A 26,269-nucleotide genomic window follows, 5' to 3' on the forward strand; every position below is an offset into this window, starting at 1 on the left:
GCCCGGACTTCGATCGCCGATGATCAGATCACGGGAAGTTCGCCAGGTTCGACGGCGTGGTCTCCGGTGGGGTCACATCACCCGTGTCGTTGATGACGTGGGTGATCGATCCCTTCTCGTTGAGCGAGACCGTCGCCATGCTGTGGAACTTCACGCCCGGCACCGCCGGAACCTCGAAGGCGTGGTGGTTCTTCACCTCGGGGTTGGTGTTGAAGAAGCAGTAGCTCCCCAAGCCCCACGCCTCGTGGTTGGTGACCTGGTCGCCCACCTTGTAGGCGGCCCAGCCCTCCAGGCCGTTGTCGTTCATGTACGAGGCCTGGTCCGGAACGTCGTAGGGCATCTCGTTCTGGAAGAAGACCGTCTTGCCGTTGTTGCCGTTCCAGATGACCTGGTACTTGTTGTAGTGCTCGACGAACAGGCCGGTGGCCGTCACGTCGTCACCGTTGACCAGCACACCCGTATCGCCCGGGTTGACGTCCCAGCCGAACGAGCCCTCGTTGCCGTGGTCGGCGCGCCAGGCCCAGACGTGGTCCATGACCGCGTTCTTGCTGTTGACGATCAGGCTGTTGGTCGCCTTGCCCGCGACGGTGCCGCCCAGCCGGAAGAACACGTCCTGCATGATCGTCGGGTTCTGCGAGTGGTCCGCCGAAGCGCCCTCCTCGCCGACGGTCAGCAGGCTGGGCGAGTTCTGGGTGCCCGCGTCGAACAGCACGCCCTTGATGCGCACGCCGTCGACGTCGGCGACCTCCATCGCCGTCTTGCCGGTGTCGGGCATGAGCGTCGGGTAACCGATGCCCAGCACGATGGTGTCCGGGTTGGTGATCTTGATCGTGTCGTCGAGGTGGTACACGCCCGGGGTGAAGAACAGGTTGCAGCCCGAGGCCACGGCGGCGTTGATGTCCGCTGCGGTGTCGGTCGGCTTGGCCACGTAGAACTGGCTCATCGGCACCGACTTGCCGGGGGTTTCACCGTTGGCCCAGCTCGGGCCGGTGGCGTCGGTGCGCACGTCAGGGCGGAACACCTGGAACTTGCCCGCGTCGTCGACGTAGAGGTACGGCACGTCGGCCGACACCGGGGTCGACTCCAGCGTGGTGTGCGGCGGGGTCGGGAAGGCGGTGGGCGGTGCGCCCTGCACGCCGGAGAACGTCATGTTCCAGACGCCGCCGTCCCAGGCGCCCAGCTGCGAGTCGCGGGTGTACCACTGCTGCTGCGAGGAGGACTCGGTGGTGCCCGAGACCTTGGTGTCGGCGAGGTAGCCGCCGCTGGCCCAGCCGTAGCTCTCCGGGTACAGGTCCAGGTCGCCCTGGATGTCCATGCGGCGCATCGGCGCGGCCTGCGACACGCCCCAGCGGTTGGCGCCGTTGGGCTTGACGGTCATGTTCTCCGCCGAGCGCCAGAAGTTCTGGGTCGCGTTGCCCTGGTCGGACTCGTTGAACGCGTCGACCGTGATGTTGCCGTTGATGGTGACGTCGCCCGGGTTCTTGCCCAAGCCCGCCACCGAGGTGTAGTAGCCGACGTTGTCGTTGACGGCGTACTCACCCGGCTTGAACAGGTGCGCGACCCTGTCCTCGGACATCTGGTCGGCCAGCGTGTCCTTGAGGTTGTTGAAGTCGTCGTCGAGCTGCTGCTGGATGCTCTCCGGCGACATCGACGGGTCGAAGATCCGCACGTTCGGACCGAAGTCCGGCGTGTCGGTGCCCGCGCATGCCTGAGGGCCGGGTGCCGGAGCCGCGGGCTTCGCGGGTTGAGCGTGGTTCGCGCCGGGCATCGCCGCCGCACTGGGCGCGACGGCGGTGACGGCGGCGACAGCGGCCATTCCCGCGAAGAACGGGAACCGGCGTCGCCCACGCCGTTGTGAGACGGGAGTCATGTTTCAAGCACCTCCGGAAAAGGACAATGCGACGAACGCACTGCATGAGAGCGCTCTCAGATCGGGACCCTAGACCGATCAAGAGCATTTCCGGAAGGTGGTCGTCGTGAAACCGCCAGCGCGGCAATGGATTCCCGTTTTCCCAGCTGAGGTGTCCGCCGTGGGCAGAGCGGCCATCGCGGTACCGCATTCACGGATTCGGTTGCGCTTCCCCTTTTTCGATTTCCGTCCGCAGGGCGGAAAGAAGCGGAGGCACGTATTCGAGCCTACTGGGGTTCAATTCTCGGGTCACGAATTTTTCAATCCCCGATCCGCGCGGCATCCCCGGTTGTCGGGTCGAGCGCGCGGAACGCGAAGTGCAGGTCGTAGCTCAGCGAGGGGGAGTTCAGCAGCGACCGCTCCAGCAGCTGCTCCGCGTTGACCAGCCGCTTGCGGACCGCTGCGGCGGAGATGCCCAGCGCCTCGGCCGCGAGGCTCGTCCTGGTGTCGGCGAGCAGCCAGGCCCGCACGGTCTCGACCAGTCGCGGTGAGTCCCGCAGAGGCGCGATCAGCACCTCCGCCCAGCGGCGGACCTCCTCGCCGCGCAGCAGCTCGTCGATGTCGCGCGGCGAGTGCGGTGCCTCGGGGCCGCCGCGCAGCCGCAGCGCGAGGTCCAGGTGCGCCTGATCCGGGAGCCGGTGCAGGTCGCAGCCCAGCAGCGAACCGATCTTCTGCAGCCGGGCGCTGAGGGTGTTGCGGTGGATCTTCAGGTGCCGGGTGGCCTGCTGGTGGAACGCCAGCCACGACGTCAGGGTGCTGCGCAGGTCGTCGAGCGACGGGTCCTGCGGGCGCGCGGGCTCGAACTCCTCCAGCGGTGCCAGCACCCGCCGCGCCCAGTCCCGCCCGTGGCCGGAGAGTTCGGCGGCGAGGTCGTGGCTGCTGCGGAAGGTCGCGAAGCGCTCGGCGTTGCCGCGCGCGTGCGCCAGCGCGTGGAACGCCTGCTGGTAGCCGGTGGGGAAGTCCCGCAGCGGGAGCACGGTGCTGATGCCCGCGCTGATCCGGCCGATGTCGGCGCTGGCCTTCGCCACCAGCTCCCGCAGGCAGGCCTGCTCCTCCTCGTGGCTCATGGGGGCGACCGCGGGGATGAGGTGTCCGCTGTAGACCGGGCACTTGATCATCCAGGCCCGTCCGCCGGTGATGCGGATCAGCTCGTCGGCGATCGCGTCGCGCTCGCCCTTGTCGATGGAGCCGACTTCGACGACCCACACCCGCATCGGATCGGGCAGCGCATCGCCGAGCGCCTCGGCCGCGCGGTGCGCGGTGGCGAGCCCGTCGTCCATCAGCAGGTGCAGCACGGCCTCGCGGACCTGGTCGTTGGCGGCCTCGATCCGCCTGGACCGCTCGTGCGCGTGCTGGGCCTTCCAGGCCAGGGCCAGCACGCGGAGGGAGTCGGTGCGCCTCGGTTCGGAGGTGAAGCGGTCGATCGCCGATCCGGACAACGCCAGCGTCGGCGCGCCGGGTTCGCCGCTGATGGCGAACGCCGCGAGCTGGTCGTGCCCGTCGCGCTCGACGACGGACCGGTGCCGACCGTGCACGCGACGCGCGATGTCGACGACCGCCTCGGGCAGGGCGTGGCCGGGTGCGCTCGCGATGGGCTTGCCCGCCGCGTCGAACAGCGCCGCGCATCCGCCGACCTCGTCGGCGAAGCGGGCGAGCAACCGGCGCAACCCACCGGGCTCGGCGGCTTCGCGCTGCATGTCGCGAAGCCGACCCAGGCACTCCCGATCATCGCCGGACAACACCAAGACACACCCCTTTTCGCGATGTCGAGGGAGCGATCCTACGGGGGAGGGGGCTCCTGGTGCAGCAATCGGATCCCGATTTCCGGCGCTGACTGTGCGAGAACGAACTGGAGTCCGGATGATCAACGGCCATACGCTGGAGGCGTCGCCGCAGTGCCGGGCGAACGGCGCGCGGATCTCGCGCACGGGAGTCGGCTCGACGCCCCACCGTTGGCGACCGGTTGACGCAGCGCCACGTCACCCTGGGGGTCGGTGTTCGCGAGCAGCAAACACCACGCTGAGGCGAGGGGGAGAGGGAAGCCTCCTCGCCTCAGCGCTACCCCCCCGACCCGATAGCCCCCCCGAACGAGGCCGGTCCCGACACGACACGCGTGTCGGGACCGGCCTCGTTTCAGGACGGGTGAGAGCGGCTGGGGTCAGAGCGCTTTGAGGACCCGCTGGGCGAGCGGCGCCGAGGAGGCCGGGTTCTGGCCCGTGTGGAGGTTGCGGTCGACCACGACGTTGGGGGACCAGGGCGTGCCCTCGTCGAAGGTGACGCCGAGCTCGTCGAGGCGGTCCTGCAGCAGCCACGGGGCCTTGTCGGCCAGACCTGCCTGGATCTCCTCGGAGTTGGTGAAGGCGGTGAGCGCGTAACCCCGGAACGGGGACTCGCCGCCCTGGGCGGTGGCCAGCAGCGCGGCCGGGCCGTGGCAGACGATCGCGAGGGGTTTGCCGGAGCCGAGGGTCTCGGTGAGGACGCGAGCGGAGTCGGCGTTGACGGCGAGGTCCTCCATCGGGCCGTGCCCGCCCGGGTAGAACACCGCGTCGTAGTCGGCCGGGTTCACGGTGGCCAGGTCGATCGGGTTCTTCAGCTCGGTGGCGTCGTCCAGGATGGCGGCGACGCGGTCCGCGGCTTCCTGCCCGCCGTTGGCGTCGGCGCTCAGGCTGGCTCGGTCGACCGGGGGCTGCACGGCGCCCGGGGAGGCGATCACGACCTCGTGGCCCGCCTCGGTGAACGCCTCGTACGGCGCCGCGAACTCCTCGGCCCAGAACCCCGTGGGGTGCTTCGTGCCGTCGTTGAGCGTCCAGTGGTCCGCGCCGGTGAGCACGAACAGGATCTTCGCCATGGGGTTTCGCTCTCAAACTAGAGGTGTGCGGTTCCGCCTCCGACCGTATGCGCGGGTTCGCCACCCGTGCCAATCGACGAAGCGATGCCCTCGATCACCCTTAGCGGGTTTGGTCTGAACCGTCCCTGATCATTATCTGCTTTGTCCGGACGGTTCGGACCAAAACCGCCCCCGGCCCGGGGTTTAGAAGTCCGTGACCAGGAGGTCTGCCCGGGTGCTGGTGGGGGTGATGAGGCGGGCGTTGCGCATGTCGCTGCGGTGGACCCAGTCCTCGGCCTCGGCGCGGGTCTTGCCGTGGTGCACGTGGCGCTCGACCAGGCGGGCGACGAGCTCGTCGTCGGACTGGTGCAGGAACCAGGACTCGTCGAGCAGGGGCCGGACTCCGGACCAGGGGGCCTGGTCGAGCAGCAGGTAGTTGCCCTCGGTGATGACCAGCGGGACGTCGGGGTCGACCGGGATGGAGCCGGCGTAGGACTCCTCGACCTCGCGGTGGAACCGCGGCGCGTAGACCGTTCCGGCGCCCTCGCGGATCCGGCGCAGCAGAGCGACGTAGCCGGCGGCGTCGAAGGTGTCCGGGGCGCCCTTGCGGTCCCGCCGGCCGAGGCGGCGCAACTCCGCCTCGGCCAGGTGGAAACCGTCCATCGGCACCACCACGGCCGCCGAACCCAGTTCGCCGACCAGCTTCTCGGCCAGCGTGCCCTTCCCGGAACCGGGACCGCCGACGATGCCCAGGACGCGGCGCGAGCCGGTCGAGGCCAGTGCGCGGGCGCGGTCGAGCAGGCCGGGCAGGCCGTCGTGGTGCCGGGGGATCACGCCCGCTTCCCCTTGCGCAGCGAGCTCTCGATGTCCTCCAGCGTGCGGTTCTTGGTCTCCGGCAGGTTCCGCCACAGGTAGACCAGGCCGAGGATGCCCAGCAGGCCGTAGATCCAGAACAGGCCGGTCGGGGTCAGCGCGTTGATCAGCGTCAGCACCGAGATGGAGATCAGGAAGTCCAGGCCCCAGTGCGTCACCGTGCCGACACCGGCGGCCTTGCCGCGCACCGCGGTCGGGAACACCTCGCTGTTGATCAGCCAGATCGCCAGGCCCAGGCTCGCCGCGAACGCCGCCTCGTAGAGCATCAAGCCGCCGGTGAGCAGCAGTCCCAGCCCGTGCACGCTGGGCAGCAGGTACAGCGCACCCAGCCCGAACAGCACCAGGATGACCACGCTCGTGCCGCCCAGCAGCAGCGGGCGGCGGCCCACCTTGTCGATGAACAGCAGCGCGATCATCGTGAAGATCATGTTGGCGGCACCGATGCCCACCGAGGACAGGATCGCGGCGGAGTCGCCGAGCCCGGCCTGCTTGAGGATCGTGGGCGCGTAGTAGATGACCGCGTTGACGCCGACCAGCTGGTTGGTGGCTGCCACCGCGAAGCCGAGCAGCACGGCGGGGCGCAGCTTCGGGCTCAGCAGGTCCCGGTAGCTGAACTTGCTCTCCTCGCGCATCGCCTCGGACATCTCCGCCAGCGAGGCGTCGGCGTCGGCCGCTGAGTGCGTGCGCAGCAGTGCCTTGCGGGCGTCCTCGGTCCGGCCGCGCGAGAGCAACCAGCGCGGGCTCTCGGCCAGCGTGAACAGGCCGATCAGCATGACCAGCGACGGCACCACTGCCAGTCCGACCATCCAGCGCCAGCCGCCGCTGCCCGCGAAGGCGTAGCCGACGAGGTAGGAGGCGAAGATGCCGATGGTGATCATCAGCTGGTTCATCGACACCAGCCGGCCGCGCAGCGTCGGCGGGGCGATCTCGGCGATGTAGGTCGGCACCACCAGCGACGAACCGCCGATGGCCAGGCCCAGCAGGATCCGCGCCAGGACCAGGATCGAGGTCTCCGGTGCCAGCGCCGACAGCAGCGCGCCCGCGGAGAACACCGCCGACAGGATGATCAGGGTGACCTTGCGCCCGATGCGGTCGACCACGGGTCCGGCGCCGATCGAGCCGACGATCGCGCCGAGCAGCAGGGACGCGACCACGAACTGCTGCATGCCGTCGGACAGCGCGAACTCCGGGGCGATGTAGAGCAGCGCCGCCGAGATCACGCCGGTGTCGTAGCCGAAGAGCAGACCGCCGAGCGCGGCGATGGTCGACGCGCCGAGCACGGCCCCGCGCCGGGCTCGAGGGGGCGCGGACGTCTCCGGGGCCCTTGATGTGGTCATGGGTGTGCTCGTCCTCCCCGGACCCGCGGCGATGCGGGTCGATGTGCGCGCCTCGGCGCGGCCTCCGCTTTGAGTGCTCGGCACTGTAGGTCGAAGTTAAGCGCTTGCGCAAGCGGTTGCCGGGTATGCTCCCCATCACCCGATCGAGCCCGAAGGAGTGCTTGTCGATGGCGACCATGGCCGACGTGGCACGCGTCGCGGGAGTGTCCACCGCGACGGTCTCGCACGTCATCAACGGCACCCGCACGGTGCGCGAGGAGACCCGGCAGGTCGTTCAGGCCGCCATCGCCGAGACCGGGTACAGCCCGAACACCCTCGCGCGCTCGCTGGCCACCGGCGGATCGCGGTCCATCGCCGTGGTGATGTCGGCGATCTCCAACCCCTACTTCGGCCAGGTGCTGCAGGGCATCGAGTCGGAGGCGGTGCGGCAGGGCTACACGCTGCTGCTGGCCGACCCGCGCGACGACCCCGACCACGAGCTCACCGTGGCGCGCAGCATGCACGAGCGCCGGGTGGACGGGGTCATCCTGGCACCCTCGGCCGAACCGGCGCGGGCGCTGGAATACCTGGACGCGCAACGGGTTCCGGTGGTGCTGACCGACCGGCTCAGCGACGACCGCTACGACCAGGTCGGGCCGGACAACGCCGAACCCACCGCGATGCTGGTCGACCACCTCGCCGAGCTGGGGCACGCCCGGATCGCGATGGTCTCCGGGCTGGGCGGGCTGACCACGACCGAGGAGCGGCTGCGCGGCTACCGGGACGGCTTGGCGCGCAACGGGATCGCCTTCGACGAGCAGCTGCTGGTGGAGGGCGCCTCGGAGAGCGAACGCGCGACGCGGGTCACCGCCGGGCTGCTGGCGCGGCCGGACGCCCCGACGGCGGTCATCGCGGCCAACAACAGCATGACCATCGGCGCCATGCGGGCGATCAGCGAGGCCGGCCTGCGAGTTCCCGAGGACGTGGCGCTGGTGGGATTCGACGATTTCCCGTGGGCGGATTGGTTCTCGCCCCGGTTGACCGTGATCGCTCAACCGAGCGCGGAGATCGGCACAACGGCCGCCCGGTTGTTGTTGCGCCGAATAGCCGATCCCGATTCCTCGCCGCAAACACATAGATTGGAGTCGAGTCTCATCCACAGGAATTCGTGCGGCTGCCCTTGAACCGTTCCGGGAGCCGGGAAATTCGGTGGGACGGTCGCCATCTCATCGTCACATCGCAATGCGATGCGAGACGTTTCCGCCCGTGGTGGGAGCGCTCTCAGGATTTGAAGCGGAAAGGATCCCGGGAACGGGGTTCCATGGTGGTCTTGAGGTTCCGCAGCGCGTGGTGCAGCCGGGATTTCACCGTTCCCGGCGGAATGCCCAGCGAGCTCGCGGCCCTGGTCGCGGTGTGGTCGGCGAAGTAGACCTCGTAGAGCACCGAGCGGTGCGCGGGGACCAGCTTGTTGACCATGGTGGCCACCACGACCCGGTTGACCACCGCGTCGGCGTGGTCGGCGTCGTAGTCGGCGGAGCCGCTGCCTGCGGATTCGTCGACCTCGGTGGGGCGCGCGCGGCGGGCGCGGATGCGGTCGATGGCGATGTTGTGCGCCACCCTGGTCAGCCAGCCCCAGACCGAGCCGCGCTCCGGCGTCAGGGAGTCCGCGTGCTGCCAGGCTCGGAGCATCGTCTCCTGCACGACGTCCTCGGCGTGGTGCGGATCGGAGAGGATTCTGTTCACGTACGACAGCAATCTCACGTAGTAGTCGTCGTAGAGCGACTTCAACGTCGTGTCAGTGTTCCGAATCGTGTGCTCATCACCTCTTTTCGTCGAGGAGGCGTGGGCCCGTTCGAATGCGATCGCGGATCGCGGATCTCCGACTAGCGTCATGTGGCTTCTTCATTCGGTTGTCTGCCCCGTCGGTGAATCGTTCACAAAACCCCGGAAAGATCAGGAGAAGAACGACCGGAAACGGGATCTCCGGATGGCAGCGATGAGCTTGCCCGTTAGCTCGAACGGGGGAAATCCGGGAGCTCACGTAGTTTTTCCACGTGGTCCTCGCGTGACGCTCAGATGAGCAAGGCGGTGGTGGATTTGCCGGGTTCCGTCCCCATGTGCCGGACCAACCAGTCGGTTCGAAAAATAAAGCTACTGTGAACGAACGATGACGGAGCCGTGATTCGGTGACATGGCGTGAGTTCTTCGGCCCGCGGAATCGCGTCGGGTGCCGTGCGCGCTCGACCTAACGCGTGAGGGCCGCGGGGAGACCGTGACGCTGCGGTACCGGTGGGGGCGTCACGCGGACCTGGAACCGCTGCGCGTCTCCTCGCCGCCGTGCCGCGTCGCCTCCACCGCGATCTCCACGCGCGACCGCACCCCGAGCTTGGCCAGGATGTGCGAGACGTGGACCTCCACCGTGCGCCGGGAGGAGAACAGCGCCGCCGCGATGTCCGGGTTGGGCAGCCCGTCGGCCACCAGGTGGGCGATCTGCCGCTCCGTCGGCGTCAGCGATTCCCAGCCGTTGGTGGCGCGGTGCCGCCGGCCCCGCGCGTGCCGCACGCCGTGCGGGCGCATCCGCGCATCCGCGCGCCGCAGATCCCAGGTCGCACCGAGCTTCTGGTAGATCTTCACGGCTCGCCCGTAGGCGGTGCGCGCCTGCGCCGACTCGCCGCGCTCGGCCAGCACCACCGCCATGTCCTCCAGCGCCCGCGCGTACCTGGGCGGCTGGCTGGTCTTGCTGTAGAGCTCGATCGCGGCCCGCAGCGCCGTCGGATCCCGTTCCAGCAGACCGCGGCAGTGCTGCGAGGCGGCGACGATGTTGGGCACCGCGCCGACCGCGGCGTCCTCGGCGCACGCATCCGTGGCGCGGCCCGCGATCTCGGTCTCGCCGGTCTCGATCGCCAGCCGCACCAGGCTCGGCAGCCACAGGTAGCGGGTGCCGAACCGCTTGCCCTCGGTCAGCGCTTCCGCCAGCAACCGCATGGCGCGCCGCGGATCCGACTCGGCCTCGGCGCGCATCGCACCGGCCAGCAGCAGGAACTCCGCTGCGGAGCGGGTGGCCGGGTTCTCCTCGCAGCCCGCGGCCTGCAGGCTGCGCAGCAGCGTCGACCTGTCGTCGCGGTGACCCGCCAGCAAGGCCGAAAGCCCGTGCAGCCAGCGGCTTCCCGCCTCGTCGAGCCGATCGGCGAGCTCGGTGGCCGCGTCCAGCTCGGCGGTCGCGTCCTCCCACCGGCCGATCGTGTAGTAGTGGTTGGCCGCCGACAGCCGCACCGCGGCCAGCCGCGCCGGGGTCGCGGAACGCTCGGCGATGGCCAGCATCTCGTGCAGCGCGCCCTCGGCCTCCGCCGCCTGGCCGAGGCCGAACAGCAGCATCATCCGGTTGCCGAGCACCGTCAGCCGCAGGTCGGTGTTCTCCGGCGCGTCGCCCAGGGCAGCGCCGGCCTGCTCGTAGCAGATGACCGCCTCGGCCAGGTCGCACCGGCGCGCCAACGCCGCCCCGCGCACGTGCAGGGCGAGACCGAGCGCGAAGCCGTCGCGGGCGGGACGCGCCTCGGCCAGCGCGCGCTCCACCGCCGCGTCCGCGGCCTCGAAGTGCCCGCGCGAGAGCATGACCTGCCCGAGCACCGCGTGCATCCTCGCCAGCCACGGGCGGTCGAAACCCGGTGTCCGCAAGGCCTTCTCGACCACCTCGGTGGCGAGGTCGTCGAGCCCGAGCACGGCCAGCGACCACGCCAGGTACCAGCTGAGCTCCGCTGCGCAGGACGGGTCGTGGGTGTCGGCCAGCGCGCGTTCGCTGAGCTCGCGGGCCTGCTCCGGGCGACCGAGCTGCACCATCGCCAGAACCCTCGCGGTGCGCAGCGGTTCACGCCGCGGATCGTGCGTGGACAGCAGCGGGATCGCACCGCCGAGCAGCGCTTCGGCGCAGTCCGGCGCGCGGTGGGCCAGCATCCTGCTGTTGTCGACCAGCCAGTCCAGGCCCCAGTCGTCGATCTCGGCGTCGTCGACGGAGATCGAGGCCAGCAGCTGCTCACCGGTGCGCTCGACGGGAGCGCCGGAGGACGCCAGCGCGCGGGCGGCCTGGTGGTGCAGCGCCAGCCGCAGGGCGGTCGGCGTGGTCTCGTGCAGCGCCTGGCGGATCAGCCCGTGCTGGAAGGTCAGCCTCGATCCCGACTCCACCAGCAGACCGGCGGTCAGAGCCTCCTCCACGCAGCCCACCAACGCCACCACCGGGCGCTCGGAGACGGTGCGCAGATCGGTCACCGAGAACGTGGGGCCCAGCAGCGCGGCCATCCGCAGCAGCCCGATGGTGTCGCTGCCGACGAAGCCCAGCCGCGCGGCGATGGCCTCGGCCAGCGAGCGCGGCAACGCGCCGTCGGTGATGTCCGGGGTGAGCTCCGCGCGCGCCCCGTCGGCGTCGAGGTGGTTCTCGCGCGCGAGCGCCAGCACCATCTCCCGCACGTAGCGGGGGTTTCCGGCCGCGCGGCCCAGCGTCTCCAGCAGCGCGGGCCCGACCTCGGCGGCACCGGTGAGGTGCGCGGCCAGATCCGCCGTGGCCGCCTCGTCCAGCGGGGGAACCGAGATCCGCACCGCCGCGCGATCCTCGCCGCGCACCACGCCGAGCTCGGTGCGGCTGCCGGACGGGCGGATGGCCGCCACCAGCAGCAGCGGCAGGTGCTCGGCGAGACGGCTCAGCCGGTGCCACACCAGCAGGCTGGACTCGTCGGCCCACTGCACGTCGTCCACGGCCAGCACCAGGGAGCTTGCTGCGCACAGCTTCTCGACCAGCGAGATGAGCTGCTCGGCGATCGCCGGGACCGGGTCGTCGCTGGCCAGGCGCAGGCGCTCGTGAATCCCGAGGACCTCGGGATCGTCGGACTTCGGGTGCACCGCGAGGCAGTCCAGCAGCACGCGCAGCGGGAAGCGCTGGGAGAGCTGGTCGGCCGCGGCGTGGTGCACCGCGCAGCCGAGGCGCTCGGCCTCGGCGAGCAGCGCGCGCAGCAGCGCCGTCTTGCCGATGCCCGGTTCACCTTCGAGCCAGAGCACGTTGCCGCGTCCGGCGACCACTTCGCCGACCAGCCCGCGCAGCTGCGCCAGCTCCGAGTCCCGTCCGAAGACCTCCGCTGTTCCGCCCGACGTCATCAACGCGCCCCTGCCTGGTCCTGGACCGGTGCCGACCGGTCACCGGTGTCTCGCGCGTTCGAACTCCTCGGTGGGGCGTCTGGCGGTTCGCGACGGATGCGTGCCGCCGCAGCGTGATTGATCGAGTTCTGCTCGCGCACGTGGCTAGCCCCCGCTCTTCGGAGTGCCGTGCCACGCCGACCGCCAGCCCCGCTCGCGGGCTCGCGGCAGCAGCACCGCGCCGATCGCACCGAGCACCGCCAGCAGTCCGACCGAGCCGGTGACCGTCAGCGCGACCAGTCGCGGCAGCGGATCGACGAACGGCGTCGGTGGCAGGTGAACCGGTGGAGCGGCCGCGGCCATCGGCTTCTCGCCGGACTCGGCGGGAAGCACCGAGGTGACCGCGGCGGCCGGGTTGACCACGCCGTAACCGCGCTGCGGGTCGGGCAGCTCGGCGGGCGGGTGATCGGCGGTGTCCTGCAGGCGTTCTCGCACCTGGGACGCGGACAGCCGCGGGTGGTAGGCCCGCACCAGCGCGGCCGTGCCCGCGACGAACGCGACGCCGATTCCGCCGCCGGAGGCCACCAGCTGGCCGGTGCCGCGCGGGGCGATGCCGACCACCTCGTTGCCCGGCGCGACCAGCGCGGGCGGGCCTGCTGCGTGCTGGATCGGCTCGCCCTCACCGGTGATCCCGGTGACCGCCAGCGCCTCGGGGAACGCGGCGGGGTAGGGGATCGCGTCCTCGCCGACGTCCACATCGGACGGTGCGATGACCAGAGCGTCCCGGCTCAGCGCGTACGACACCGCCGCCCGCAGCCCGCCGTCGGCGACGGCCGTGCCGACCGACACGGCGATCACCTTCGCGCCGCCGTCGGCCGCCGAGCGGATCGCCGAGGCCAGCTTGCCCGCATCGACCTCCTTCGGGTCATCGCTGATGCGGATCGGCAGGATCCGCGCGCCCGGCGCGATTCCGGTGAAACCGGTGCCCGCCGCCGGACGCGCCGCGATCACCCCGGCCATGAAGGTGTCCCGGCCCGCGCAGTCGTCATCGCCCGCGCCGCCGCTGAGGCTCTGCCCGGACAGCACCGCCCCGGACAGCGCCGGTGCCGCGGCGCTGACACCCGTGCCGATGACCGCGACGGTCACCGACTCCCCGGTGGTCAGGTCCCACACGCGGCTCGGGTCGAGGCGCTGCAGGGCCCAGCCCTCCTGCGGCACCACGTGATTCGCCGGTTGCGCGCACTGCTGCTGGGCGGCGGCCGGAACCGGTGCCATCGCGAGCACCACCCCGGCCACCACCGCCACCGCCGCCCTCATGCCCGGTCTCCCGCCGGACGCGGCTCCAGCCAGCCCGCCTGCACCAGGGTCGCGCTGCGGCGGGTCACCAGGTGCGCCCGGCCCGCGGGCAGCACCTGCGCGCGCATGCCGTTGAGCAGCGGCATCTCCGTGGGCGGGCAGGAGAACGCCAGGTCCGGGGTGTTGGACTCCTGCATCCGCCGCACCACCGAGTCCATCGACAGCCGCGAGGAACCGGCGGCGCTGCGGGTGAGGATCACGTGCAGACCGATGTCGGCGGCCTGCGGCAGCAGGTCCAGCAGCGAGTCCAGCGGACCGCCCATCGTGCTGGCCAGCAGGTCGTAGTCGTCGACCAGGATGAACACCTCCGGACCCGACCACCAGTCGCGCCGCTGCAGCTGCTGCGGCGTGACGTCCGCGCCGGGCAGCCGCTCGCGCAGCTCGTTGGCCGCGGTGCCCACGATGTCCTTCGCGGCGGTCGCCGAGAACGCGAAACCCCGCCGGTAGGCGTCGGGAACCGCGTCCAGCAGCACGCGGCGCGAGTCGACCAGGATCAGCTCGGCCTCGCCCGGGGCGTAGTTCTTCGGGATCGCGTCGGCGACCAGCCGCAGCAGCGCGGTCTTGCCGCTCCCGGTGTCGCCGAGGACCGTCAGGTGCGGCTGGGTCGAGAAGTCGTGCCACACCGGCTGCAGGTCCGCCTCGCCCCAGCCCAGCGCGACCCGCAGCTTGCCCTGCGGCTCGGGCAGCTGCTCGGCGGGCAGCACCGACGGCAGCATCCGGACCCCGGCGGCGTCCTCGCCGTCCCAGTTGTCGGCCACCGCCTCGGCCAGCATCCGGGCGCCCTTGGCCAGGTCGTCGACCCGGCGCAGGCCGTCCAGGCGCGGGACCGCGGACAGGAAGTGCAGCTTGTCCATCGTCAGACCGCGACCCGGCTGGCGCGGAACGCCCGCCGCCGCGCGCATGTCGATCACCGAGTCGATCGAGTCGCCCAGCCGCAGCTCCAGCCGGGTTCCCAGCTGGTCGCGCAGCTGGCTGTGGATGTCGGCCCAGCGGCCGGTGGTCAGCATCAGGTGGATGCCGTAGGTCAGGCCGCGCGAGGCGAGCGAGCGGATCGTCTGGTCGTGCTGCTCGAAGTCGCTGCGCAGCGTGCCCCAGTTGTCCACCACCAGGAACACGTCGCCGAAGGAGTCCTCCGGGATCTCGCCCTTGCGGCGCAGCTCCCGGTACTCGGCCATGTTCTCCACGCCGTGCGCGGCGAAGATCTCCTCGCGCTTGGCCAGCACGCCCTGCACCTCGGCCACGGTGCGGCTGACCCGCTCGGAGTCCATGCGCCCGGCGATGCCGCCGATGTGCGGCAGCTCGCCGAGGGTCTGCAGGGTGCCGCCGCCGAAGTCCAGGCAGTAGAACTGCACCTCGGCGGGGGTGTGGGTCAGCGCGAGACCGGCGATGAGCGTGCGCAGCATCGTCGACTTGCCCGCCTGCGGGCCACCGGCGATGCCGACGTGCCCGCCGACCCCGGACAGGTCCACCACGTACAGCTCGCGGGCCTGGTCGAAGGGCTTGTCGATGACGCCCACCGGGACCTGCAGCTTGCCGCGACCCGGCCAGCTGATCGGGGTCAGGCCGTGGTCGGCGTCCGGGACCAGCGGGGGCAGCAGCTCGTCGAGGGTCGGCGGCTCGTCCAGCGGCGACAGCCACACCTGGTGCGCCGGCGGCCCCTGGCCCTTGAGGCGGCTGACCGCGACCTGCAGCAGGGTCTCGGTCGTCTCCTCGTCCTCGGTCTCGGGTTCCGGCTCCGGGACCTGCTCGGTGGGCGCGTCGGGCAGCCGCGCAGCGCCGAAGGTCACCACCTGACGGCTGATCTCGGCCTTGCGCTGCTCCGCGGTGCGCCGCTTGAACGGCGCCGAGACGTAGGCGGCCTTGAACCGCGACAGGGTCGCCACGTCCGAGCGCAGGTAGCCGTTGCCCGGTGCGCTCGGCAGCTGGTAGGCGTCGGGAACACCGATCACCGAACGGCTCTCCATCGCGGAGAAGGTGCGCAGGCCGATCCGGTAGGACAGGTGGCTCTCCAGCTTGTGCATCCGGCCGTCGTCGATGCGCTGCGAGGCCAGCAGCAGGTGCACGCCCAGCGACCGGCCCAGCCGGCCGATCATCACGAACAGCTCCGCGAAGTCGGGGTGCGAGGCCAGCAGCTCGCTGAACTCGTCGACCACCAGGAACAGGCTCGGCATCGGAGCCAGCTGAGCGCCTGCCGCGCGGGCCTTCTCGTACTCCAGCAGCGAGCTGTAGTTGCCCGCCGAGCGCAGCAGCTCCTGGCGGCGCACCATCTCGCCCTGCAGCGCGTCCTGCATGCGGGTGACCAGCGGTGCCTCATCGGCCAGGTTGGTGATCACCGCCGAGGTGTGCGGCAGCTCGTCGAGGCCCAGGAACGTCGCGCCGCCCTTGAAGTCCACCAGCACGAAGTTGAGGAACTCCGAGGAGTGCGTGATCGCCATCGCGACCACCAGCGTGCGCAGCAGCTCCGACTTGCCCGACCCCGTCGCGCCGATCAGCAGGCCGTGCGGGCCCATTCCGCCCTGCGCGGACTCCTTGATGTCCAGCTCGATCTTGGTGCCGTTCTCGGCGATGCCGATCGGCACCCGAAGCCGGTCCTGCGGCGAGGTCCGCGCCCAGGCGCGGGCGGCGTCGAGCTTGTCCATCTCGCCGACCTCCAGCAGCGCGGCGAGGTCGAAGTCGGTGACCATCGGCTCGACGATGTCGGTGGTGGCGCTGAGCCGGAACGGAGCGAGCGTGCGCGCCAGCGAGGTGACCTGCGACAGGCTCAGCGAGTCCGGGGTGCCCAGCTCGGTGCGCACCTCGGCGCCGGAGCGGTTGAGCCGGATCATGTCGATCTGGTCGCTGGCCAGCTCCAGGCGCAGCGTCGTGCGCTGCGCGGAACCGGACATGTCCAGGTTGAGCACGGTGGCGTTGCGGTAGCCGGCACCGGCCAGCCGGGACTCCGCCGGGGTGGTGATGCCGTCGAGGACGACCACCACGAACGGCTCGTCGCGGGTCGGGCTCGCACCGGCCTCGAACCGGCCCCGGTCGTTGAGGTCCGGGCCGACCACCGCCTCCAGCTCGGCGAGCGTGCTGGTCAGCATCCGCACGTGACCGGCGCCGTCCTGCTGGCTGGCGTGCTGGGCGTGCGGGAGCCACTTCACCCAGTCCCACTCGGAGGCCCGGTCCGGGCTCGCGCACACGGCGATCTTCAGGTCGTCGGGGGAGTGGAAGGTCACCAGCTGCGCCAGCACCGCGCGCAGCAGGCCGCGCGCGGCCTCGGCGTCACCGCGCATCTGCACCTGCGAGAAACCGCGCAGGAACAGGGCCGTCGGCAGATCGTCCACAGTGGTGTAAGCCTTGATGAACCGGCGCAGCGCCCGAGCGGACAGCGGCTCCAGGTCCTCCACCGGCTTGGACTGCACCGGCGTCATCTTCATCGCCAGCCGCTGCGCGGACCGGCCGATGCGGACCTCGGCGAAGTCGGCGTGCGACAGACGTCGCTCCCACAGCCGTCCGCTCATCGCCACCGACCACAGGCCCGTCGGGTCAGGATGGCGCCACGACAACGCCTTTCGCTGGTCCACCGCGACCTGGCGGACCTGCTTGCGCATCTGGCCCAGGTAGCGCAGGTAGTCGCGGCGCTCGCCCTTGAGGCGGCGCTTGCGCTCCCCGATGTTGCGACCCATCTGGCCGAAACCCATGGCCAGCATGGACACCGCCATCAGCGCCACCACGATGAGCCCGATGCCGCCGAAACCGCCGGATCCACCGCGGCCCATGAACATCAGCATCATGGCCCCGGAGCCCAGCGCCATCGGCAGGTACATCAGCAGACCGCCGAAACCGCCACTGACCTGCTCGGGTATGACGGGCGGCTCCTGCAAGGACAGTTCCCCGTCGGGCATCGCGGGGGGCTTCTGCCTGGCCGGTCGCCGAAACGGCGTCACACTCAATGCGATCAGATCCTTTCCCTGCTACCCCTCATCCCTTACACGGTTGTGGGACTCCAAACGGGTCAAAGCGGCAGCGGGAAACCGGCCGACCGAAATGCCGACCATCGTCCGGAACTGCGCGGAGCGGGTCGAGTTCGGCCGATCGGCGGTGCGCGAACTGCCCGGTGCAGGTGGACGAGCTGCTGCCCGAGAGGCACGTTCGGCAAATTGGTTGAACTGTTCCTAGGCCGGGGCCCGTGTGGTGGGTATGACGGGAACGACGGCTCAGCCCGCGGTCGCCGCGGGCGAGGTGTGTCGACTGACGATTCAGGGCCCCAGCTCGCGGGTCGAGCTCGCTGTACCCGCCCACATTCCGCTCGCGGACCTGCTGCCCACCTTCCTCGACCACCTCGGGGGAGGGCTCGGCAACGCGGGTCTGGAACACGACGGTTGGGTCCTGCAGCGGCTCGGTGAGCAGGCCCTGCAGGAGGATCTCGGCACCGCCGCCCTGGGCCTCTACGACGGCGACATCCTCTACCTCAGGCCGCGCAACGACCAGTTGCCGCCTGCCGACTTCGACGACCTCGCCGACGGCGTGGCCACCGGAATCCGCGACCAGCGCCGCGACCTGTGGCGCCCGGAGAGCACCCGCCGCGCGTTCCTCGCGCTGCTCGGCGCCTCGCTGGCGCTCGGGCTCGTCCTGCTGCCCACTGTCGGAGCGGGGCAGTGGGTTGCGATCACCGCGGGTGGCGTCGCGCTGCTGCTGCTCGGCGCCGCCACCCTGGCCTCGCGGGCGCTCGGCGACCGGGCCGCCGCGGAACTGCTGTTCTCCGGCAGCGCCGCGTTCGGAGCCGCCGCCGGGTGGGCGCTGCCGATGATCGGCCGACCCGTCATCGCGATGAACCCGCAGCTCGTGGCGCCTTGCCTGACCGCGGCGGCCGTGTGCACCAGCGCCATCGTGCTCGGCCGCTTCCTGGTCGGTGGCGGATTCGGCGCCGGGTACCTCGCCGCCGTGCTGGCGACCGGCCTGACCGCGCTCGTCGGCCTGCTCAACACCTTCGACATGCTCTCCGCGGGCGGTGCCGCCGCCGTCGTGCTGGCCGTGACGCTGCTGGTCGGAACCCGCGTTCCGCGCATCGCCGCCTGGATGGCCGGGCTCAAGGTCCCGCCGCTGCCCACCTCCGCCGAGGAGTTCCAGGAAGGCATCGACCCGGAACCCGGCCGCGAGCTGATGAACCGCACCGCCGCAGCCGACTTCAACCTCACCGCGCTGTGCTTCGGGCTCGGCGTCGTCATCGCGGGCTGCCTCGGCATCCTCGCCTTCACCCCGGGATGGGCGTCACCCACCCTGGCCGCGATCGCCTCGCTGCTGCTCCTGCTGCACTCCCGCGAGTTCGTCAGCTCCCGCCAGCGCGTCGCCGTCATGGTGCCCGGCTTCCTCGGGCTCGCCGCGGTGATCTCCGCGATGTGCCTGCTGATCCCCGGAACCTGGCGGATCTTCATCATCGGCGGACTCGTCCTGCTCGCCGGACTGCTGCTCGCCGGGGCCCGCGGCCTGCCCGGCCGCAAGATGCTGCCGCACTGGGGACGCGCCGGCGACTGGGCGCACACCACCCTGGCCATCGCGATCATCCCCATGACCTTCGCGGCCCTGGACCTCTACGCCCTGGTGAGGGCCTCATGGTCGTGAAGAAGGACTTCCAGTGGTCCGCCTGCTTCGCGGTGCGTGAACCCCTGATCGCGGCTGCGGAGTCCGCGCGGACCGCTCACCCCCTGCTGCGGGGAGGTAGTCGTGCACTCGCGAAGTGATCAGGTCCAGGCGCACTCCTTCATGTCGGCGCGGGTCGTCTCCGCGCTGGTGCAGGCCGAACCCGACGCACCCGACCCGCCGCTGCGGCGGACCCCGCTGGGCTACGTGATCGGCCTGATGCTGTCGATGCTCATCGTCGCCGGATTCGCCGTGGCCGGTGTGCTCGGCTTCGGGGGAGCGACCGACTGGTCCAAGCCCGGCAAGCTCATCGTGGAGAAGGAGACCGGCAGCCAGTACGTGCTGGCCTCCGACGGCACGCTGCGCCCGGTGCTCAACTACGCGTCGGCGCGGCTGCTCGGGGCGAAGGAGGTCGCGGAGGTGTCCCGCTCGACGTTGAGCGACGTCCCGCGCGGCACTCCGATCGGCATCATCGGCGCCCCCGACGGGATCCCGGCGGGCGGCGCGGGCAGCGCGGCCCAGGCGTGGCTGGTCTGCGCGACCACCACCCGCGATGCCGCCGGGGCTCCGCACGCCACCGTCACCCTGCACGTCGGCGACACGTCCGATGTGGAGCCCGCGCGGCAGGACGAGGCCGTCCTCGTGCGCTCCAGCAGCGGCGACCAGTACCTGGTGTGGCGGGACAAGCGGATGAAGCTCAGCGCACCGTGGGTGGCCGCGGTGCTGGGCTACGACGCCTCCACCGCGCTGCCGGTGCGAGACGCGTTCATCAACGCCATGCCCGCCGGACCGGACCTCGGGCCGCTGCGGATCCCCGGAGCCGGACAGCCCGGCCCGTCGCTCGACGGCCAGCCCACCCGCATCGGGCAGATCTTCTCCGTCAGCGTCGTCGGCCGCCCGCAGACCCTCCACATGCTCACCACGGGCGGACTGATGCCGGTCAACGGCACCACCGCCGCCCTGGCGATGGGCGACCCGGCCGGCGGCGGGCAGCCGAGCCCGCGCGTCCTCTCGCCCGCGGCGATGGCCTCGGTCGGGCAGATGCCCTCCTCGCCGCTGATGTCGCAGCTGCCGGACAAGCCGCCCTCGCTGCTGCCCACCGCCGGAACGTCCGACTCCTCCGACCGCGGAGCGCCCTGCGCCCAGGTCGAACCCGGACCGCGCGGCACCAAGTCCACATTGGTCAGCGGATGGCCCGAAGCCGGCGTGATCGTCGGCGGGCCCGGCATCGAGCGCGACGAGTTCACCGCCGACCGCATCGACGTCCAACCCGGCGCGGGTGTGCTCGCTCGCACGCTGCCCGCGCCCGGCGTGCCAGGCGCCGGCCTCCACCTGGTCACCGACTCGGGCGCCAAGTACCCGGTGCCCGGCCAGAGCGCGGCCGAAGCCCTCGGCTATCGGCTGTCCGACGCGGTTCCGGTTCCAGCACACCTGCTCTCGCTGCTGCCGACCGGACCGGTTCTCGCACCGGAGCGAGCCGCAGGTGATGGTGTGCAAGCAGCACCATGACATGCCGTCCCTCGTGGACGGCGCACATCGAGCAAGTCCAATCCCGCACATAGCCAAGGAGAACCCGATGACCGCACCAGGCGCCCAGTACGGCCTCAACGACTCGCAGCTGCAGCAGATCATCGAAGCGACCAACCAGTCGCTGTCGCAGATGCGCCAGCTCAACAACCAGGTCCAGGCGCAGGCCTCCTCGCTGGGCCAGGCCAACGTGTCCGACTCCGGCCGCATGCTCGTCGACAAGTTCGGCGTGTGGGCCGGCGACTTCTCGCGCATCGAGAACGAGCTCAACCAGCTCAACCAGCGCGTGATGGACGTCCGCAACGCCTCGCTGCAGGCTGCCCAGCAGGCCGCAGACAACGCCTCCGGCGCCGACCTCTGATCTCTCCTTTTTCGGCGGGATCACCTTGCTTGGCGGTGCTAGTAGCGGAACCTGAGCGGCTCTGTGGACTCCGGGCGCCACTACTGATGTTTACCGCTTACCCCAGGGGTGGACATCGGCGTCGCGGCGTCCTCGCCACAGAGCCGCTCAGAACCCGCGGCGGTGCCGGTTGCTCAGGTGGGGCAAGGAGAAAGCACCTTCGGTGCTTGCGTCGAAGCAGGGCGAGCAAACCTTCTACCTAGAACGGAGATTGAGATGACCCAGTTCAGCGTGCAGCACGGGGCCTATGAAGAGGTCAACATGGGGCTGCAGCAGGCCGTTCGTCAGATGGGGACCATCCTCGACGAGCTCAACGGCTTTCTGAAGAACATGGGTGAGGCCACCCAGGGCAAGGCCGCGCCGCTGTGGGCCGAGAAGCAGCAGAAGTGGAACCAGGCCTACACCGAGATGAACACCCGCCTGAGCAGCGGCTACACCTCCTCGAACAACGCCGCTCAGGCATTCCAAGACGGTGACAACCGCAGCGCCCAGATCATGGCGTAGGTATGTGGTTCCCAACTCACCTTGCTATGCGGCGCGGGTGGCGGAACCTCAGCGGCCCTCTGGCTCCGGGATCCGCAACTCATGTATGCCAATACACGGCGTTGCGGCTGTCCTCACCAGAGAACCGCTGAGAACCCGCGGCGGTGCAAGCTGAGTCCCACACCTGAAGACGCGGCTACTGCCGCAAGGTGTTCTTGTTCTTCAGGTGGTTGAAGTTTCGGGTGCGGGTCGCAACGCGCAGCGGCCCGCGCCCGATTCCCCTTTCCCTCCCTGAGAAAAGGAGAGTCTCGTGGCTGACGAGACGAAGACCAAGTTCGACAGCGGTCAGTACGAGAAGCTGATCAAGAACGTCGACACCCACGAGGACGAGCTGCGCAAGCAGTTCCTGGGCGCCAGCTCGGGAATCCGCCTCGCCGCCGACCTCGGCGAGCGGGTCCACGCGGGCAACCCGGAGTGGCCCGCCATCCAGTCGCTCAACGAATCCCTGGGCGCGCTGGGCAAGTCCGCCGAGACCATGAACGAGAAGACCAGCAAGGACTGGCGCAAGTTCACCGATGCCCTCAACGACGCCAAGCGCGTCTTCGAGGACACCGACGACCTCGCCAGCTACTCGGCGACCGAGTTCGTCCAGGACTACCCGGACATCTCCGGAACGCAGACCCCGGCCGCTTGAGTCTTTGGTTCGCTACGCGCTCTGCTTGGCGGTGCGGGTGGCGGAACCTCAGCGGCCCTCTGGGTCCGGGCGCCACTCCTGATGTATGCCAATACACGGCGTCGCGGCGTCCTCCCCAGAGAACCGCTGAGAACCCGCGGCGGTGCGAGTTGCGAGAGTGGTTGTCACTGCTCGCGGCTTCGCCGCTTGCGCTGATCCCCAAGCGATTCGAGCGGTTTCGACCTCATTGATCGACCTCATCTGACGGCATCAGCCCTGGAGCAGGAGAAAGCCCATGCCCGAGAACGCGGACCTGTCAGGCCCCAGCAGTGACTGGACGTTCTTCCAGGCCCTCAACGCGTTAACCGGAAAAGGGCCGGACCTGAAATCCATGGCCGAAGGCGTCAAGTGGTTCGAGGTCGCCGGTGGCGGGGACGGTGGTGCCGGCGGCAAGGACGCCGACTTCACCGGGGACAAGCTCAAGGAAGACCTGACCAACCGGGTCGCGCCCACCGAAGACCTCACCTACACCGCGTTCGACCGGGTCTACTACCGGGTCAACCGCAACACCGCGGCGGCCGACGCGTGGACCAAGGCGATCAACGACGCCGGGACCATCGTCGCCGAGATGTCCTCGGGCAAGAGCGGCACCCTCGACCTGCCGACCCTGCGCCAGGCGCAGGACCTGGTCGGCAAGTACGAGAAGTGGCTGGAGAGCACCGGCAAGGACTTCCGGACCTGGGCCAAGTCGCTGGACTCAGATGACTCCGGGTTCAGCGGCAAGGCCGCCTCGGTCATCCAGGGGCGCATGGACCAGAACGCCGACAAGCTGGAGGGCTTGCACGAGCAGCTCACCATCGACCGCGGGGTCGCGGTCTCGGTGGCGCTGAAGAACCTCGGCGACAAGATCGAAGCGGCGGTCAACGGACTCGCCCAAGCCTTCTACGACTTCCGCAGCCGCGCGCTGTACCTGCCCAACAACAAGCGCGTCGACTACGAGAACCAGCTCTACGAATTCCTGACCAACGGCGTCGGCCTGGTCAACGGCGCGCCGAACTACCAGCTCGACGGCAAGAGCACCTCCGAAGCCCAGGAGTACATCAACACCTCGCTGGCCAGCTTCAAGGAAGGCAACCTGGTCACCGCCGGTCCGTGGGACAAGATGAACACGGAGATCACCAACGCCGCGCTCACCGAGCTCAAGACGCTCGACACCGCGGCCGCTGCGGCGCTCAAGCCCCTCGAAGAGGAGCTGAAGTACACGCAGTCGGCGATCAAGGAGCTCACCGAGCCGGAGACGAGCGCCCCGCACACCCCGCCGACCACGCCGCCTGGTGGCAACACCAACGTTCCGCCGCCGCCCGGGGGCAACACGAACATCCCGCCGCCGCCCGGGGGCAACACCAACGTGCCCCCACCTGGCGGCAACACGAACGTGCCGCCGCCCGGCGGGAACACGAACGTCCCGCCACCCGGTGGCGGCGATGGCCTTGGCGGCGACCCGGCCAACGGTGGTGCGGGCGGTCTCGGCGGTGGTGACGGGCTCGGTGGTCCCGGTGGCGGTGATCTCGCCAACGGCGGTGCCGGTGGCCTGGGTGGCGGCGACGGCCTCGGCGGTCCCGGCGGAGGCGACCCGGTCAACGGCGGTGCGGGCGGTCTCGGCACAGGTGACGGTCTCGGCGGTCCCGGTGGTGGCGATCTCGCCAACGGCGGTGCCGGTGGTCTCGGCGGTGGCGACGGGCTCGGCGGGGACTCCGGTCTGGGAACCGGCGACAACGGCGCGAACGGCGGTGCGCCCCCGCCGATGGTCGGACCCGGCGGTCTCGGCCTGGCCGGTGGCACCGGCGGCGGCGCGGGCAACAAGCCCGGCACCAGCCCCAACGGCGACCCGGCGAACGGTGGCGCGGGCGGTTTCGGCGACTTCGGCCAGACCGACCCCGCCAACGGTGGCGCCGGCGGCCTCGGCGACGGGACCCAGCAGCCCGGCCTGGTCGACAGCGGCCTGACCGAGAGCTCCTTCAACCCCGCCAACGGAGGTGCCGGAGGCTTCGGCGACACCCCCGGCCAGCAGGACCAGGACCGTCCCGGCGGCATGGCCGGGGTTCCCCTGGACTCCAACGGCAACCCGATCCCCGGTGCCGGTGAAGGCATCGGTGACCTCGCCAACGGTGGCGCCGGAGGGTTCGGTGACACGGGTCTGCCCGGTGGCGCGGATTCGGGTCTGGGTGCGGGTCAGGGCCTGGGCGATCCGGCCAATGGTGGTGCCGGTGGTTTCGGCACCGGTGCCAACGACGGCGCTGGTGCGGGATCGGGCGATCTCGCCAACGGCGGCGCCGGTGGTTTCGGTGACACGGGTCTGCCCGGTGGCGCGGATTCGGGTCTGGGTGCGGGTCAGGGCCTGGGCGATCCGGCGAACGGTGGTGCCGGTGGTTTCGGTGATCTGCCTGGTGGCGCTGATGGTGGTTTGGGTGCGGGTCAGGGCTTGGGTGATCCGGCCAATGGTGGTGCCGGAGGCTTCGGCGATCTGCCCGGCGGGCAGGGCGGTTTCGATCCCGGTGGCCTCGGGTCCGACGCCGGTGCAGGCCTGGGCGACCCGGCCAACGGCGGCTTGGGCGGATTCGACCCCGGCGGGCTCGGGTCCGGCGCGGGCGCCGGCCTCGGCGACGTCGCCAACGGCGGAGCAGGTGGGTTCGGCGACGGCGCAGGCGGTCTCGGCTCCGGTGGCTTCGACGGCGTGTCCGATCCGGCCGAGGGCTACGGCTTCGACAGCGTCTCCGACGGATTCGGCGCGCCGGACGGTTCGGCCGACGGTCTCGGCGGCTCGGGCAGCGGCTCCGAACAGCAGCGCGGCGGAGCGGGTGGCGGCACGACCGGCTTCGGCATGGGTTCCGGTGCGGGCTCCGGTCTCGGCGGCTCGCAGTCCTCGGCGCTGCCGCCGGGCATGAGCCAGCTCAACGGCCCCTCCACCCAGCAGGGAATGGGCGGGATGCCGTTCATGCCGCCGATGATGGGCGGAATGGGCGGCCAGCAGGGCGACAAGAACGAACGCGAACGGCAGACCTGGCTGTCCGAGGACGAGGACGTCTGGGGCACCAACGCCGACGCGGGCATGGGCGTCATCGGGCTGCCCGACGAAGCGGACTTCGACGTCGACGAGCAGGTCGCCGCGGGTCCCGTCCGTCCGCCGCGCCAGCCGCAGACGCAGCCGACGCCCGCCGAGCAGGAGCAGACCACCCAGGCAACGACGTCCGGGCAGGGCTGAGGAGCCGTTCGAGAAATGGACTTGCTCAGCGGTGCGTGAGTCCCACACCTGAAGCAGCGGCTGCGGCCGCGTTCTGAGAACTCTTCGTCAGGCAGGTACCGGGAAGGAGGGAGTGACCAGCGATGTCATCTCCCCTGTTCAACCAGATGGAAAACGCGCTGGCCGACCTCCGGGAGCAGCAGGAGCGCATCCGCGAGGCGCAGGAGCGGGCCGAGAAGGAGACCACGACGGTCTCCAGCAAGGACCGCTCGATATCCGCGACGGTGGACCACCGGCAACGGCTCACCGGCCTGAAGTTCTCCGGTACCCGCTACCGCACGATGGCGCCCGCCGAACTGGCCAACAAGATCGTCGAGCTGGTCCGGCAGGCCCAGGACGAGGCGAGCCAGAAGTCCATCGCGACCTACAGCGCGATGGCACCCGCGGGCTTCGGTTCCGCGCTGACCGAGATGGTCAACGGCGAGTTCGACCTGGACAAGATGTTCGACGAGGCGGTGCGCGAGGCCGACAGCACGTCCGACGCCGCCGACGAGGGGGAGGGGACCGATCGTGGCGAGTGAGGAGAACGACCTCGTCGCAGCGGACATCGACGCGCTCAAGAAGGGCGGTGTCGACCTGACCCGCATCGCCGAGACCGCGAACTCCATCTACGCCGACCTCGCCCACGACTGCAACGCCTTCGCCATCGAGGGCGACGACGACATCGCCAAGACGCTGCGGACGAAGTACGAGCCCGGCGAGAAGGACGGGCTGGAATTCCTCCGCATGCTCGGCATCACCATCGGCACCGACGGCGAGAAGGTCGTCGACGTCGGCAAGACCTTCGACGACATGAACGAGACCGCGAACAGCGAGGTGAGCCAGGGCGGCAGGAAGGCGTGAGCGCAGGCCCGGCGTGATCGA

At 70.5% G+C, this 26,269-nt stretch carries 18 protein-coding genes; 9 read left to right on the plus strand and 9 right to left on the minus strand.

Features of this window, described 5'->3' with window-relative positions:
• Nucleotides 1-28: 28 nt before the first annotated feature.
• The 5 genes from AB0J91_RS16245 to AB0J91_RS16265 all read right to left on the minus strand — a co-directional run bounded on the left by AB0J91_RS16245 (nt 29) and on the right by AB0J91_RS16265 (nt 6,946).
• Entirely contained in the window at nt 29-1,870 is a 1,842-nt protein-coding gene (locus AB0J91_RS16245) for a hypothetical protein (RefSeq protein ID WP_363869124.1), read from the minus strand.
• Nucleotides 1,871-2,169: 299 nt separating this feature from the next.
• The gene (locus AB0J91_RS16250; protein ID WP_363869126.1) at nt 2,170-3,606 is read right to left on the minus strand and encodes a helix-turn-helix domain-containing protein; all 1,437 of its coding nucleotides are present in this window, start codon (nt 3,604-3,606) and stop codon (nt 2,170-2,172) included.
• 461 nt (nt 3,607-4,067) lie between these two features.
• Nucleotides 4,068-4,757: a type 1 glutamine amidotransferase domain-containing protein gene (locus AB0J91_RS16255; RefSeq protein ID WP_363869129.1), complete on the minus strand. Its 690-nt coding sequence runs from the start codon at nt 4,755-4,757 to the stop codon at nt 4,068-4,070.
• Nucleotides 4,758-4,940: 183 nt separating this feature from the next.
• Entirely contained in the window at nt 4,941-5,546 is a 606-nt protein-coding gene (locus tag AB0J91_RS16260) for a nucleoside/nucleotide kinase family protein (protein WP_363869164.1), read from the minus strand.
• 20 nt (nt 5,547-5,566) lie between these two features.
• On the minus strand, nt 5,567-6,946 hold the full coding sequence (locus tag AB0J91_RS16265) for a sugar porter family MFS transporter (RefSeq protein WP_363869132.1): 1,380 nt from the start codon (nt 6,944-6,946) through the stop codon (nt 5,567-5,569).
• Nucleotides 6,947-7,113: 167 nt separating this feature from the next.
• On the opposite strand from AB0J91_RS16265, the gene AB0J91_RS16270 reads away from it, so the two are divergent.
• Entirely contained in the window at nt 7,114-8,109 is a 996-nt protein-coding gene (locus tag AB0J91_RS16270) for a LacI family DNA-binding transcriptional regulator (RefSeq protein ID WP_363792327.1), read from the plus strand.
• A 97-nt stretch (nt 8,110-8,206) separates the two neighbouring features.
• On the opposite strand, the gene AB0J91_RS16275 is transcribed toward AB0J91_RS16270, so the two are convergent.
• The 4 genes from AB0J91_RS16275 to eccCa all read right to left on the minus strand — a co-directional run bounded on the left by AB0J91_RS16275 (nt 8,207) and on the right by eccCa (nt 17,286).
• On the minus strand, nt 8,207-8,713 hold the full coding sequence (locus AB0J91_RS16275) for a sigma-70 family RNA polymerase sigma factor (RefSeq protein ID WP_363869135.1): 507 nt from the start codon (nt 8,711-8,713) through the stop codon (nt 8,207-8,209).
• Nucleotides 8,714-9,223: 510 nt separating this feature from the next.
• Entirely contained in the window at nt 9,224-12,067 is a 2,844-nt protein-coding gene (locus AB0J91_RS16280) for an AAA family ATPase (protein WP_363869138.1), read from the minus strand.
• Nucleotides 12,068-12,211: 144 nt separating this feature from the next.
• Entirely contained in the window at nt 12,212-13,363 is a 1,152-nt protein-coding gene (locus tag AB0J91_RS16285) for a S8 family serine peptidase (RefSeq protein ID WP_363869141.1), read from the minus strand.
• Entirely contained in the window at nt 13,360-17,286 is a 3,927-nt protein-coding gene (gene eccCa, locus AB0J91_RS16290) for a type VII secretion protein EccCa (protein ID WP_363869144.1), read from the minus strand. The genes AB0J91_RS16285 and eccCa overlap by 4 nt, the downstream gene beginning before the upstream one ends.
• Nucleotides 17,287-17,581: 295 nt before the next feature.
• On the opposite strand from eccCa, the gene eccD reads away from it, so the two are divergent.
• From eccD to AB0J91_RS16330, 8 genes are all read left to right on the plus strand, one after another.
• A complete protein-coding gene (gene eccD, locus AB0J91_RS16295; RefSeq protein ID WP_363869146.1) occupies nt 17,582-19,003 on the plus strand; it encodes a type VII secretion integral membrane protein EccD in 1,422 nt (473 codons plus the stop codon).
• A gap of 102 nt (nt 19,004-19,105) precedes the next feature.
• A complete protein-coding gene (gene eccB, locus AB0J91_RS16300; protein WP_363869149.1) occupies nt 19,106-20,530 on the plus strand; it encodes a type VII secretion protein EccB in 1,425 nt (474 codons plus the stop codon).
• Between the two features lie 67 nt (nt 20,531-20,597).
• On the plus strand, nt 20,598-20,909 hold the full coding sequence (locus tag AB0J91_RS16305; RefSeq protein WP_363792312.1) for a hypothetical protein: 312 nt from the start codon (nt 20,598-20,600) through the stop codon (nt 20,907-20,909).
• Between the two features lie 255 nt (nt 20,910-21,164).
• Entirely contained in the window at nt 21,165-21,452 is a 288-nt protein-coding gene (locus AB0J91_RS16310) for a hypothetical protein (RefSeq protein WP_132622914.1), read from the plus strand.
• Between the two features lie 289 nt (nt 21,453-21,741).
• Nucleotides 21,742-22,125, plus strand: a complete 384-nt coding sequence (locus AB0J91_RS16315; protein ID WP_363792308.1) for a hypothetical protein — start codon at nt 21,742-21,744, stop codon at nt 22,123-22,125.
• A 274-nt stretch (nt 22,126-22,399) separates the two neighbouring features.
• The gene (locus tag AB0J91_RS16320) at nt 22,400-25,366 is read left to right on the plus strand and encodes a hypothetical protein (RefSeq protein ID WP_363869152.1); all 2,967 of its coding nucleotides are present in this window, start codon (nt 22,400-22,402) and stop codon (nt 25,364-25,366) included.
• Between the two features lie 122 nt (nt 25,367-25,488).
• A complete protein-coding gene (locus tag AB0J91_RS16325; protein ID WP_363869155.1) occupies nt 25,489-25,926 on the plus strand; it encodes a YbaB/EbfC family nucleoid-associated protein in 438 nt (145 codons plus the stop codon).
• Nucleotides 25,916-26,248 carry a hypothetical protein gene (locus tag AB0J91_RS16330; RefSeq protein WP_363869158.1) on the plus strand — a complete coding sequence of 111 codons (333 nt, stop codon included), beginning with the start codon at nt 25,916-25,918 and terminating at the stop codon, nt 26,246-26,248. Before AB0J91_RS16325 ends, AB0J91_RS16330 begins: the two co-directional genes overlap by 11 nt.
• Nucleotides 26,249-26,269: the final 21 nt, after the last annotated feature.

This window comes from Saccharopolyspora sp. NPDC049357 (assembly GCF_040677225.1).
GTDB lineage: Bacteria > Actinomycetota > Actinomycetes > Mycobacteriales > Pseudonocardiaceae > Saccharopolyspora.